This window comes from Bradyrhizobium sp. UNPA324 (genome assembly GCF_006658635.1).
Lineage (GTDB): Bacteria > Pseudomonadota > Alphaproteobacteria > Rhizobiales > Xanthobacteraceae > Bradyrhizobium > Bradyrhizobium nanningense.
This window is the reverse complement of the sequence record NZ_LFJD01000004.1, coordinates 6975732-6988861: the sequence shown is the minus strand read 5'-3', so window position 1 is coordinate 6988861 and position 13130 is coordinate 6975732. Positions and strand designations below refer to the sequence as shown.

The following is a 13130-nucleotide window of genomic DNA, read 5'->3' as shown; positions in this document are numbered from 1 at the left end:
CGAGCCGCCCCGGATGACAACCGAGAGAGGCGCGCTACTCCCCGTTCCCGGTTCCCGATTGACATCCCCGCCTGTGGTGCCAGACTTTGCACAATAATACAGGGTGGAGACGTCTGCGATGGCCAGCCTTTCGGCCTCGAACCATGTCGCCCGTGTCTTGTCCGTCGCCAACCATGTGGCCGACGTCGATGCCTCTTCGCGCATCGCCAATTCCTGGCGGCGCTCCCTGATCAGCCACAAGCTCGATCCCGCCCGCCGGGGACCGCCGCAGACGTTGACCGAAGCCGAGGTCCGGCATGTCGCCGAACCGATGGAAGAGACGATCCGACTCGCAACGGCCGAGCTCGAGGACCTCGCCCGCGTGCTGCGGGACGCCGGCTATTGCGTCAATCTCGCTGATGCCAACGCGATCATGCTGTTCAGCCGCTTGCCGGGCGCAGCCGACACCGAGATCTTCCTGCGCTGGAAGGTCTATACCGGTTCGAATTTCTCGGAGGCCCATGAAGGAACCAATGGGCTAGGCACCTGCCTTGCGGAACAAAAGCCGATCCTGGTGCACCGCGACGAGCATTTTCGCGAGCAATGGGGCATCTTCTCCTGTGCGGTGGCGCCGCTGTTCGACCCCCTGGGCCGCATCGCGGGCGCCGTTAACATCACCTCTTGTCGTGACGACCTCAGCCGCGCCGCGCACCAACTTGCGCTCGCGGTCACGATGCAGGCGGCGCGCCGCATTGAGGGCGCGATCTTCCGCGACCATTTCCGTAACGCCTGGATCGCCACCGTGCCGGGCGATGGCGGCAGCGGCCTGCTCGCCTATGACGAGGATCGACGCGTCGTCGGCGCCTGCCGCTCGGCGCGCGCACTGCTGGGCCTCACCGACGGCCTGATCGCTTCCGGCATCGACTTGTCGCGCTACATCAAGTTCGATCACCACGCTGCGCGTGGTGCGGAGGACATCGTCCAGCTGCGCCGCGCCGACGGCAGTCCGTTGGGGCGGAGCCAGATCGCGCCGCCGCAGCGCGCGCGGCCGCTCACCAAGCGCCGCGATCCGCCTGTTGATCGTTTCGATGCGCTGCATCGGCTCGCCGGCGGCGATCCCGGCATGGTCAAAAGCGTGAAGCGGCTCGGCGCCGTCATTGATCACGATCTGCCGGTGCTACTGCAGGGCGAGACCGGCGTCGGCAAGGATTTGTTCGCGCGCGCCATTCACGCCGCCAGCAACCGGGCGCGCAACAATTATGTCGCGCTGAATTGCGCGGCGATGCCCGAGAGCCTGATCGACGCCGAACTGTTCGGCTACGAGGCCGGCGCTTTCACCGGCGCGCGCCGCGACGGCTCCAAGGGTCTGATCGTGCAGGCCCATGGTGGCACGCTGTTCCTCGACGAGATCGGCGACATGCCGATCGCGCTGCAGACGCGCCTGCTGCGCGTTCTGGAAAACCGCGAGGTCTGGCCGCTCGGCGCGCTCAAGCCGGTGGCCGTCGACATCCGCCTGATCAGCGCCACCCACCGCGATCTCGGCCCCATGGCGGAGCAGGGTGCCTTCCGCGCCGATCTCTATTTCCGTCTGCGCGGCATGGAGGTGCGGCTGCCGGCCTTGCGCGACCGCGCCGACCGTGACGATATCATCCGCCAAATCGCGCGCGAGGAAGCGCCGAGCTGCAGGCTCTCGAGCGAGGCCTGGTCGCAGCTTGCGGCCTATCCGTTCCCCGGCAACATGCGCCAGCTCCGCCACGTGCTGCGGCTTGCCGGCTGCACCGCGGAGAACGGCGTCATCACCGATGCGGACCTCGATCTGCCGCCGTTCGGTGGACGGGTTGAGCCGGATCTCGAAGCAGCCGAGCGCGCCACGATCGCCGAGGCGCTGCGCAAGCACGGCGGCCGTGTCACAGAGGCAGCGCGGGCGCTGAAGCTGAGCCGCGCGACGTTGTATCGCAAGATCAAGGCGATGAAGATCGAGACGGCGCAGTAGCGTCGAGGAGCGAGCCGCTGGGCTTCGCCTCTCCCCGCGCGCGGCAGCGCACTTACGCGCCTGAGCGCGGCGGGTGAGGGGGACTCTCCGCGAGTCCAACTGTCACCGTCCTTGCGGAAGCAGCCCCTCACCCCAACCCTTTCCCGTAAGAATGGGGAGAGGGAGAAGAGGGAGTTTACGAAAAATCCGTCCAGCTCAAACGGCGTGAATCGAGGTCGCCGACCGTTACCGTCTCGCGCATCTCATGTGGCGTATGAAAACTGCTGCGCAGATAGACGAGCGGCCTCGCCGCATCCGAATGCGAGGCGCTGCGGACCTCGCCGACGAAGATCGAATGCGTTGTCGTCTCGAACTCCTGCGCCAGCACGCAGTCGAACGCGGCGACCGCGTCCGTCAAGACCGGTGCGCCGGTCACACCACGCGTCCACTGCCCGAAGGCGAAACGGTCGTCGCCGTTGATCCCCTTCTGGCCGCTGAAGGTGAGCGCGAGCAGCGCGTGATCCTCGTGCAGGAAGTTGATCGCAAACGCACCTTCCTCGCGGATTCGCGCATGGGCGCTGGCGTTGCGGTTGACGCAGACGATCAGCGATGGAGGATTGTCGGAGAGCGAGCAGGCCGTGGTCACCGTCAATCCCGTGCGCTTGCCGTGCTCGGCGCCCACGGTGACCAGCGCGACGGCCCCGGCGCATTGGCGCATCGCCTGCTTGAAATCCTTTGCGTCCACGCTCACGCGATGACCTCCGAAAAAAAGCGGGTGCGGCACGATCGCGCCGCACCCACTGAGCGTCAAGCCGCCTTCTTCGCGGAGCCGAGATGCGCAAGACGCGGCATCACCTCGTTCTTCAAGAGCGAGAGCGAGTGATGCCAGGCCTCGGCCTTGTGCTTGTAGTCGAAGCCGAACACCAGCAGTACGCCGAAGCCGCCGACCTCGTCGTAGATCTTCTCGATCTTCTCGGCGACGGTCGCGGGCGAGCCGACGATCCAGTTCCGCTTGGCGCAATATTCGACGGTGACGTCACTGTCGGGCACGTCGGGCGCGTGCTTCAGATAGTCCTTGAAGCCGAAATGGCCGAGCAGCGGCAGGAAGTACTCGCTCATCATCCGGCCCATCATGTCGCCGGTCGAGAGCCTCCAGGCCTCCTCGTCGGTGTCGGCGACGAACACCTCGCGCACCAGACGCCAGTCCTGCCGGCTCGGCTTGCGCCCGGTCTTGGCGGCGCCAATCTCGACGGAATCCCAATGGCTGGAGACATAGGCCGGGTTGAGGTTGAGGCTCATCGGGATGAAGCCCCGCTCGCCCGCGAGCTTCAGCGTGTCCGAGTTCTTGGAAAGGCCCGCAACGCCGATCGGCGGATGCGGTGCCTGCAACGGCTTGATGTGGGGCTTGAGGAAGTCGAACATCGTGTCCGGCTTGGTCACCGTCCAGAACTTGCCTTTGTAGGTGAAGGGTGCAGGATCGCTCCACAGTTTCAGGATGATTTCCAGCGCCTCGCGGGTCATGTCGCGGTTCTGCCCGCTCATGCCGTCGACGTTGAACATCGCCCAGTCGCTCGGCAGCCCCGAGGCGGCGACGCCGAAATTGAGCCGGCCCTCGGAGAGATGGTCGAGCATCGCGACGCGGTTGGCGAGCTCGGCCGGATGGTGATAGGGCAAGAGGAAGCCGCCCGGCCCAATGCGCAAGCGCTTGGTCTGCATCAGCGCCTGCGCGATCAGAAGGTCCGGCGTGGGATTGGGTTCCCAGGGCGCGGTGTGGTGCTCGCCGACCCAGGCCTCCTGATAGCCGAGCTCGTCGAGCCAGCGCATGACCTGCAGGTCCCAGTCGTTCCCTTCCTTCAGGCCGCACTCCGGCGGATGCGAAGGCATCGTGAAATAGCCGATCTCCATGGGTTTCCTCATCTGATGTTGACGCGTCTTGTCGCGCGTTGACGGCGTTGAGTGGGGAGGGTTCAGCAAGCGGTGTGCCAGCGCCATGGAGCCTCAAATTGGCGAGAAAAGGCTGGTTTGCCCGCGCAATAGCCGGTATCTCGACGAGGGCCCGCAAGAGATCGTCTCATTGTCGCGAGACGGCGTCTTGGTGGTGAGACAAGAACTTGGCCGTGAGACGAGGGCAGTTTCGAATGACCGAACCCGCTTATGTCGCGGTGGACTGGGGCACCAGCAGTTTTCGCCTGTGGCTGGTCGATCGTGCCGGCGAGGTGCTGGCCGAACGCCGCAGCGATGAAGGCATGCTCGCCGCCGCCAAGACCGGCTTTCCCGCCGTGCTGCAATCGCATCTTGCGGCGGTCGAGGCGCCGGATCATCTGCCGGTTCTCGTCTGCGGCATGGCGGGCGCGAAGACCGGCTGGGTCGAGGCCGGCTATGTCGATACGCCGGCGCCGCTCTCCGCGATTCTGAACCAGGCCGTGCGCGTCCCCGGGCAAGCGCGCGACATTCGAATCCTGCCGGGCATCGCGCAGCGCGACGCAAGCGCGCCGGACGTCATGCGCGGCGAGGAAACGCAGCTGCTCGGCGCGCTCGGCTTTGAAGCCGCCGGCGAGGCGCTGGTCTGCATGCCCGGCACGCATTCGAAATGGGTGCGCGTCCGGAGCGGCATTGTCGAACGTTTCTCCACCTTCATGACCGGCGAGCTCTTCAGCGTGGTCTCGCGCGAGACCATCCTGTCATTCGCGGTCGCGGGCGCCGACGAGGCCGAGGATGTCGCGAGCTTCAAGGCGGCGGTCAAGGCAGCGTACGCGGCGCCGGCCTTCGCCGCCAATCTGTTGTTCGGTGCGCGCTCGCGCCAGCTGTTGTTCGGCGGCACGCCGGCCGCGGCGCGCGAAACGCTGTCGGGCACGTTGATCGGCGTCGAGCTGGCGGCCGGGCTGTCCGGCGCCGTGCCGCAAGCGGGTGTCGCGTTGATTGCCTCGGGGCGGCTCGCGATGCTGTATCGGCTGGCTTTCGAGGCGCTGTCGGTGACGATCAGGCCGGTCGATGCGGATGAAGCCGTCCGCCGCGGCCTGTCGATGGCGGCTGCCGCGATCTGGACGAAGTAGAAGGATTCTTGAGATGAGCGTTCCCTTTCCCTCGATGAAGCGGCCGCTGGTCGCGATCCTGCGCGGCGTCAAGCCGGAGGAGACCGAAGCCATCGTCGGCGTGCTGATCGAAGCCGGCATGACCGCGATCGAGATCCCCCTGAACTCGCCCGATCCTTTCCGCTCCATCGCAATGGCCGTGAAGCAGGCGCCGCCAGGCGTGCTGATCGGCGCGGGCACGGTGCTGACCACCGCGGACGTCGATCGTCTCAACGACGTCGGCGGCAGGCTGATGGTCTCGCCGAATGTAGACACGCAGGTGCTCGTGCGTGCACGTCAATACGCCATGGTCACGCTGCCCGGCGTGTTTTCGCCGACCGAGGCGCTGCTTGCCGCGCGCTCCGGCGCATCGGGCCTGAAATTCTTTCCGGCGAGCGTGTTAGGTGCCTCCGGTATCGCCGCGATTCGCGCCGTGCTGCCGTCAGGCGTGGTGATCGCCGCCGTCGGCGGGGTCTCCGATCAGAATTTTGCGGAGTACATCAAAGGCGGCGTGACTGCGTTCGGGCTCGGCTCCAGCCTTTACAAGCCCGGTATGACAGCAGCCGATGTCGCGGTGCGCGCGAAGGCGACGGTCGAAGCCTATGATCGAGCGATTGCGAAAGGCTGAGCCGGCAATAATCTAGCCGTGAACTCTCATGGCCAGTCGTGCCTCATATCGCTGCGATGCTGGGGCCCACGATGCGGCTCGGTTCACCTCTCCGCGTCGGGAGAGGTGAGCGATCGCGCTAACTCCGCTTCGCCGACGGCGCCGGCAGCTGCTCGTGGCGGCGCTGGAAGCGCTGCCAGTACAGCACGCTGCCGATCAGCAGGGCAGGCACGAAGCCAAGCACGATCAGGAAATGCGGCAGCTCCTTCGGGGAGACGAAGGCGATCGCGATGTCCGAGATCAACCAGAGTGCCGCGAACATCACGGCAAAATCCGTTCGCGGGCAGCGAAGGTAGTAGAACACGGCGGTGATGATGATCGCGGGGCCGATCGCAACGGCAATCATGACCGCGGTCAGCTCCTTCGGCGTCACCGCGTCGAGCATCATCGAGGCCAGCAGCCAGAGTGCGGCGAACATGGCGACGATGTCGAGCGGATGCCGCAATCCAATACCTTTCGCGGGGACGCGCTATCGTTGTGGCCGGAGCCGCGGCCGTCAAGTCAAAATGCGCTTATTCCTCGTCACTTCCCGGCGTCGGGCGCAGCATGAAATGACCGAAGGCGGTGGCGATCGGCTTCTCCGCATCGTCCTGCCAGGCGCGCGCCTCGAAGGCGACGATGCGACGGCCCTGCTTCACGATCGAGACGTTGGCAAACGTATCGAGCGCGCGGCCGGAGCGTAAATAGTTGACGGTGAGGCCGATCGGCTTCGGCGGGGCGGCTGTGCCGAGCTCGCGCGCGACGCCCATGACGGCCGTGGTCTCGAGAAAGGCGCCGGTCATGCCGCCGTGGATCGCGGGCAGGATCGGGTTGCCGATGATTTTTGGCGAGAACGGCATCGTCAGCGTGCCGTCGTCGTTGACGCGGATGCCGAGCCAGCGCGCGAACGGGCTGCGCGCGAACGGCCCATCGGGATCCTCCGGCGCCTCCAGCGCCGCTATGCCCAGCGCATCCATCCTGCGATCGGCGAGCATGTTGGTGCGGTTGGCGCCGATCATGAAGCAGGCGGTCGCGGTCGCCACCGGATCGTCCTCGGACTCCTGATAGGCGGTGGCGCGCACGAAGGCGATCGAGCGCGTGGTGCGGTAGCAGACCGAATGCGCCTTGATGTCGAGCCCCGGCGTTGCCGGCTTCTGGTAGTCGATGCGCAGATCGAGGGTCGCGATCGCGCGCGTGCCGTCGAGCGCAAGCTGCACCGCCATGCCGCAGCTCTCGTCCAGCATCGCGGTGACGACGCCGCCATGCAGCACGCCGGTCTCGGTGTCGCCGACGAAGACCGGGCGATAGGGCAGGCTCGACCAGGCCTCGGCGGGCGCAAAGCGGTCGAGCTGCAGCCCGCTGATATGGCCGTAATCGGAGCGGCGGCCCTTGATCGCCTCGGCGAGTTCCTCGAACGGGAGCGTGGTCGATATGGTGCTCATGGGGACGTTCTAGACCAGTGTCGGGCGCCGCGCAAAACCCCCGGATAGATCCCCGCACGGCAGGCGGTTTGGCCTCGACAGAGCGGGCCGAAGCGCCGATGGTGGGCGCTTCGTTCGTCGATGAACTGTAAGGAGCGCCCATGGCCGACCCCGAAACGCCCGCCGCCAATCAGGGGCCCGTCACCATTTCGAGCTCCAGCTCTGAGCGGGCGCCGATCATCTATTTCGACGGCGCGTCCTGCTTCGGCCATCACAACGGCGCGATCCAGATCGAGCTTGCCGCGAACCTCTTGATGCCGGTCGGTGCCGCCGTCAGGGTCGACGTGGTCCAGACCGCGCACTTGCGTTGCAGCGTCGCCGCGGCGCTGGCATTGCGCGAAGCGCTCGACAAGGCGCTGGCTATGTACCAGCAAGGCCAGAAGCAGCCGGTGGCGGAGGAGATACCGGCGGTGAAGAACTGAGATCGGCGTTTCGGAGCTGGTGTTCGGTCTTCATGGTTCGAGACGACCGCTTCGCGGTCTCCTCACCATGAGGGTCTGACATCTCGCCGCGAAACCAGACCTCATCCTGAGGAGTCTGCCAAAGCGGGCGTCTCGAAGGATGGCCGCAAGCGTGGGGCCTTACGAAATCGACAGGCCCGCCTCAGCCCACATGCACCTTCGGTTTCTTGCCGCCGTTCCACTTGCCGTCGAGCGCGCGCTCGATCTGGGCGGCGAGTTGCAGCAGCAGGCCGTCATTGGCCTGCTTGGCGATCGCTTGGATGCCGAGCGGCAGGCCGTGGTCCTGCGTGGCCATTGGTATCGAGATCGCGGGCATGCCGCAGAGGTTGGCGAGCGGCGTGAAGGCGAAGAAGCGCCAGAGATTGCCGAACCAGTCGAGCACATCGGGATTGTCGGAGATGGTGAGGTATTCCCTGGTGCCGACCTTCGGCGTCGGCAGCGCGGTGATCGGCGTCAGGATCACGTCCCACTGCTCGAAGAAGGCACCGAAGCCGCGCGAGGTGGTGTTGAACACGCCCTGCATCTTCGCCCGCTCGGCGAAGCTGGTGTGCCGGCCGGCTTCCCAGATGCGGATGTTCATCGGCTCGATCAGATCTTCCGGCGGCTTTTCCAACCCGCGCGCGGCGAGCATGTTGGAGATCACCACCGCGAAATTCGAGATGTAGCAGGTGGTCTGCGCGGCGAAGGCGGCGGGCAGGTCAATCTCGGGCAGGGCGTAGTCGACGTGATGGCCGAGGCCTTCGAGGAAGCGGCCGGCCTTCGCCAGCTCGGCGGCGATCTCGGGCGTTGCCGTGTAGTCGCCCCAGGTATGGGACAGCGCGATGCGCAGCTTGCCGGGATCGCGCTTGATCATCTCGGAATAGGGCTGCGCCGTGGTCCAGAACGGCATGAACTCGCCGGGCGCAGGTCCCCTCGCATGATCGACGAAGGCGGCGGTGTCGCGCACGCTGCGCGACTGACAGCCCTGGATCGAGACGAGGCCGGTGAGGTCGGACATGTGCGGCGCGAGCGAGAAGACGCCGCGCGAAACTTTCAGCCCGATGTTGCCGTTGACGCCGGCGGGAATGCGGATCGAGCCGCCGCCGTCGGTCGCGTGTGCGATCGGCACCACGCCGGCTGCAACCATCGCGGCGCTGCCCGCCGACGAGCCGCAGGTGGTGTAGTCGGTGTTCCAGGGATTGCGGGTGACGTAGACGGCGGGATTATCGGCGGAACTGCACACGCCGAATTCCGGGGTCGTGGTGCGGCCGATCAGGTTCAGCCCGGCCTGGCGGAATTTGCCGGTCAGGAAGGTGTCGGCGCCGGCGCGATTGCCGCGCATCAAGAGCGAGCCCATTTCCTGCAGCCGGCCCTTCATGGTCGGCCCGAGGTCCTTCATCAGGAACGGCAGGCCGGCGAAGGGACCTGCGAGATTGGCGCCGTCCTTGGCGGGGTCGGCGATCACGTCCTCGAATAGTTCGACCACGCCCGACAGCGCCGGATTGACCTTGGCGACGCCCGCGGCAGCCTGCCGCGCCAGCTCCTTCGCCGTCAGCTCGCCCTTGCGGACGCGCCCCGCCAACGCGACGCCATCGTGCTGCGCCCATTCCGTCCAGCTCATCGGCAAAGTCATGACGTCAAAATCCCCTTAAGGTGCTGCCCCACCTTTTTCGCAAGGGACCGCCTGAATCAACCGAGCCGGCGCGAGGGGCAGGGTTGCGTGGGGCGGACAGGTCGGAAGACCCCCCGAAATGCCGCTCGTCTCAATCCGACAGTCGCGCGATCGCCGCAACCGGGCCGCCGCCCGGCGGGCCCTGGTGCTCGGCACCGCCGGACACGTAGACAGCCCCGGTGCCGGCAAGGCCAGCGATCAGGCCGCCGACCGCGGCGCGGGCATGGCGTGTCGCGCTGATGTCGGTATCTTCGAGCATGGTATGGCGAAAGCCACGCACGCTGCCGTCAGGCGAGGCCTCCGCCTTGGCGAAGATGTTGACGAGTTCGCGGCCCTTCTTTGCTTGCGGCGCGAAACCGAGTCCGACGCTTTCCAGCGCTGCGATCACCGCGGCGGCGTCGATGGCATCGCTCATCACGGCATGCCCGATCTCGAACGCGCTCACTGAGGATGCCGAATTGCCGAGCACGATGACGACGTTGTGCATCAGCTCGATGCCGGACGATGTGGAGGCGACCTTCGAGAACAGGTCGTCGCGCCGCAGCACGTCCTCGTCGCGGACGTCAGGCGCGATCTCGCCGAGCGCGACGGCGACGCCGAGCGCGGAGGCACCGCGGGAATAGGCCATCGAGGCGTAGGCGCTTGTCGTCGCCGTTTTGTTGCCGCGCGCACCGGCGGCTTCGACGCGATCACTGGTGAGCAGCGGGCATTTGATCTGCACGAAATGGACGTCGGCAGGATCAGGGATGCCGGCATCCGCCATCGCGGCCTTTACCGCTTTCGCGGTCTGCGCGATCTGTGGCGAGCGACCGAGCTCCTCGGGCAGGAAGTCGCGTGTCTGCGCTATGCCGATGCTCAGGCGCTTGCCGCTCATGCCCGCCGGCCGCCCCTCAACCTCGCGCCGCGTGAATACCGTGATGTGCGGGCTGAGCACGCCCTCGGTGCCGCCGGACATCACGAAGGCGATGCGTTGCTCGACCTCCTCCGGGGACAGACCGAGCCGCGGTGCCAGCGCAGCACACAGTGCAGCAACGGCATATTCCCGCGTGAAATCGTTGACGCCGCCATTTCCCTCGGTCTTGCCGAGGATGGCGAGGATCGATTTGGGATCGATCGCGCCGGAGCCGATCATGCTCATGAGGCCGGAGACGTCGCCGGGGCCGGTGGTAGCGACCTTGAAGACGCCGACTGATGTTGTCCGCATGAATGGTCCTCGTGTGGAGTTCAGTGGCCCGGCGGTGCAAACAGCCGTTGAACTGGCGTGTATGTCAATCCCTACCGTCGTCCTGACATCCGCCAGAAGGACAAGAGGAAAGAGCCTTCGCACCAGAACGTCCGCCGCCCCCACGAATGTGGCGAGATCGCATCGGTTCAATAAAAAAATCCTCTGTCGACGGTCCCCCGCCGCACCTTGATGAATCAACCCCGGTTGGTCCATAAGCGGCGTCCCGTGGCCGGTGCTTCGCTGCCGCACGGCGGGCTTGGATAGAGGGATTCTCGCGTGGCAAATATCAACCAGAAAATTGCGCAGGAGCTTGGGGTTCGGGCCGAGCAGGTCGAGGCGGCGGTGACGCTGCTCGACGGCGGCGCCACGGTTCCCTTCATCGCGCGCTACCGCAAGGAAGCGACCGGTGCGCTCGACGACGCGCAATTGCGCACCCTGGAGGAGCGCCTGGGCTACCTGCGTGAGCTCGAGGACCGCCGCAAGGCCATCCTCGAATCGGTCCGCGAGCAGGGCAAGCTCGATGCCGCGCTGGAAACCTCGATTCTTGCTGCCGACAGCAAGGCGCGCCTCGAAGACATCTATCTGCCGTTCAAGCCGAAGCGCCGCACCAAGGCGGAGATTGCCAAGGAGGCCGGTCTCGAGCCGTTCGCCAATCTGCTGCTCGCCGAACCCGCTAGCGATCCGAAGGTCGTGGCCGAAGGCTTCGTCAATGCCGAGAAGGGCGTCGCCGATGTCGCAGCCGCGCTTGACGGTGCCCGCGCCATCCTGGTCGAACGCTTCGACGAGGACGCCGATCTGATCGGCGCCCTGCGCGAGGACATGTGGACCAATGCGCGCATGGCCTCCAAGGTGCGCGACGGCAAGAAGACGGAGGGCGAGAAGTTCGCTGATTATTTCGATTTCTCGGAGCCGCTGACCAAGCTGCCGTCGCACCGCATTCTCGCGATGTTCCGCGGCGAGAAGGAAGAGATCCTCGACCTGCAGATCCAGGCGGAGGAGGCGCCGCCCCCGGGCGTGCCCGGTGCCTATGAATTGAAGATCATGAAGCGGTTCGGCATCGCCGACCTCAAGCGCGCCGGCGACCGTTGGCTGATCGACACCGTGCGCTGGGCCTGGCGCACCAAGATCCAGGTGCATCTGAACATCGATCTGCGCATGCGGCTGTGGAATGCGGCCGAGACCGAGGCGGTGCGGGTGTTCGCCTCCAACCTGCGCGACCTCTTGCTGGCCGCGCCCGCCGGCACCCGGGTCACCATGGGGCTCGATCCTGGCTACCGCACCGGCGTCAAGGTCGCCGTCACCGACGCGACCGGCAAGGTGGTCGATACCGCCGTGATCTATCCGCACGAGCCGCAGCGGCAGTGGAACGAGTCGCTGGCGACGCTCGGCCGGCTGGCGATGAAGCACCGCGTCGAACTGATCGCGATCGGCAACGGCACCGCCTCGCGCGAGACCGACAAGCTCGCGGCCGACCTCGTCAAGGGCCTGGCCGAGCTGAAGATGTCCAAGATCGTGGTGTCGGAAGCCGGCGCCTCGGTCTATTCGGCCTCCGCCTTCGCCTCGGAGGAATTGCCCGGCCTCGACGTCACCCTGCGCGGCGCGGTCTCGATCGCGCGCCGGCTGCAGGATCCGCTTGCCGAGCTCGTCAAGATCGAGCCCAAGGCGATCGGCGTCGGCCAGTACCAGCATGACCTCGGCCAGGCCAAGCTCGCCAAGTCGCTCGATGCCGTGGTCGAAGATTGCGTGAACGCCGTCGGCGTCGACGTCAACACCGCATCCGCACCGCTGCTCGCCCGCGTGTCGGGCGTCGGCTCCGGCCTTGCGCAGAGCATCGTGGCGCACCGCGACGCCAACGGCCCGTTCAAGTCGCGCAAGGCGCTGAAGGACGTGCCGCGGCTTGGCCCGAAGGCGTTCGAGCAGTGCGCTGGCTTCCTGCGCATTCTCGGCGGCGAGGATCCGCTCGATGCCTCCGGCGTGCATCCCGAGGCCTATCCGGTGGTCCGCCGCATCCTCGCGGCCACCAAGAGCGACATCAAGGCGCTGATCGGCTCTAGCGAGATCGTGCGCACCTTGAAGCCGAAGGATTTCGTCGACGAGACCTTCGGTCTGCCGACCGTCACCGACATTCTGCGCGAGCTCGAAAAGCCCGGTCGCGACCCGCGTCCGGCGTTCAAGGCCGCGGTGTTCAAGGAGGGCGTCGAGGAGATCAAGCACCTCCAGAAGGGCATGATCCTCGAGGGCACCGTGACCAATGTTGCCGCGTTCGGCGCCTTCGTCGACATCGGCGTGCACCAGGACGGCCTCGTACACATCTCGGCGATGTCCAAGACCTACATCAAGGATCCGCGCGAGGTGGTGAAGCCCGGCGACATCGTCAAGGTGAAGGTGCTGGACTTCGAGGTCGCGCGCAAGCGGATCTCGCTGACGCTGCGCCTCGACGACGAGGTCGGGCCCAAGAAGGACGCCCCCGGCATGCAGCGCGACAACACGCGCAACAGCGCGCGGATGACATCGTCAGCGCCGCGCAAGCAGGAATCGTCCGGCGGCGGCGGGGCGCTCGCCGAGGCGATGCGCCGCGCTGCCGAGAAGAACGGCGGCAAGCGGGCGTAGTCTTCTTAACCTCTCCCCGCCCTTCTGCGGGGAG

At 66.4% G+C, this 13130-nt stretch carries 11 protein-coding genes; 5 read left to right on the top strand and 6 right to left on the bottom strand.

The features are described from left to right. The first annotated feature begins 118 nt into the window (after nt 1-118). Entirely contained in the window at nt 119-1972 is a 1854-nt protein-coding gene (locus tag UNPA324_RS33465; RefSeq protein ID WP_181769615.1) for a sigma-54-dependent Fis family transcriptional regulator, read from the top strand. 175 nt (nt 1973-2147) lie between these two features. Here the strand turns inward: UNPA324_RS33465 and UNPA324_RS33460 are convergent, their stop codons facing one another. Then, nucleotides 2148-2702 carry a flavin reductase family protein gene (locus tag UNPA324_RS33460; protein WP_141938311.1) on the bottom strand — a complete coding sequence of 185 codons (555 nt, stop codon included), beginning with the start codon at nt 2700-2702 and terminating at the stop codon, nt 2148-2150. Between the two features lie 56 nt (nt 2703-2758). Next, nucleotides 2759-3856, bottom strand: coding sequence for an LLM class flavin-dependent oxidoreductase (locus UNPA324_RS33455; RefSeq protein ID WP_128920064.1), 1098 nt, complete (start codon nt 3854-3856; stop codon nt 2759-2761). 233 nt (nt 3857-4089) lie between these two features. Here UNPA324_RS33455 and UNPA324_RS33450 point away from each other — a divergent pair, with 233 nt between their 5' ends. Both UNPA324_RS33450 and UNPA324_RS33445 read left to right on the top strand, forming a co-directional pair. After that, nucleotides 4090-5004: a 2-dehydro-3-deoxygalactonokinase gene (locus tag UNPA324_RS33450; RefSeq protein ID WP_128919995.1), complete on the top strand. Its 915-nt coding sequence runs from the start codon at nt 4090-4092 to the stop codon at nt 5002-5004. A gap of 13 nt (nt 5005-5017) precedes the next feature. After that, nucleotides 5018-5650, top strand: a complete 633-nt coding sequence (locus UNPA324_RS33445) for a 2-dehydro-3-deoxy-6-phosphogalactonate aldolase (protein ID WP_141938309.1) — start codon at nt 5018-5020, stop codon at nt 5648-5650. A 118-nt stretch (nt 5651-5768) separates the two neighbouring features. Here the strand turns inward: UNPA324_RS33445 and UNPA324_RS33440 are convergent, their stop codons facing one another. Next, nucleotides 5769-6134: a hypothetical protein gene (locus tag UNPA324_RS33440; protein WP_164936323.1), complete on the bottom strand. Its 366-nt coding sequence runs from the start codon at nt 6132-6134 to the stop codon at nt 5769-5771. 67 nt (nt 6135-6201) lie between these two features. Further along, complete coding sequence (locus UNPA324_RS33435; protein WP_141938307.1) at nt 6202-7110, bottom strand: PaaI family thioesterase; 909 nt, start codon at nt 7108-7110, stop codon at nt 6202-6204. A gap of 140 nt (nt 7111-7250) precedes the next feature. Here UNPA324_RS33435 and UNPA324_RS35490 point away from each other — a divergent pair, with 140 nt between their 5' ends. Then, nucleotides 7251-7571 (top strand): hypothetical protein, encoded by a 321-nt coding sequence (locus tag UNPA324_RS35490; protein WP_164936322.1) that lies wholly within the window; start codon nt 7251-7253, stop codon nt 7569-7571. Nucleotides 7572-7752: 181 nt separating this feature from the next. On the opposite strand, the gene UNPA324_RS33425 is transcribed toward UNPA324_RS35490, so the two are convergent. Continuing rightward, a complete protein-coding gene (locus UNPA324_RS33425; RefSeq protein WP_181769614.1) occupies nt 7753-9222 on the bottom strand; it encodes an amidase in 1470 nt (489 codons plus the stop codon). 130 nt (nt 9223-9352) lie between these two features. Further along, complete coding sequence (atzD, locus tag UNPA324_RS33420; protein ID WP_141938305.1) at nt 9353-10465, bottom strand: cyanuric acid amidohydrolase; 1113 nt, start codon at nt 10463-10465, stop codon at nt 9353-9355. A 297-nt stretch (nt 10466-10762) separates the two neighbouring features. Between atzD and UNPA324_RS33415 the strand changes: the two genes are divergently transcribed. Continuing rightward, nucleotides 10763-13096, top strand: coding sequence for a Tex family protein (locus UNPA324_RS33415; RefSeq protein ID WP_141938303.1), 2334 nt, complete (start codon nt 10763-10765; stop codon nt 13094-13096). The last annotated feature ends 34 nt before the right edge of the window (nt 13097-13130 follow it).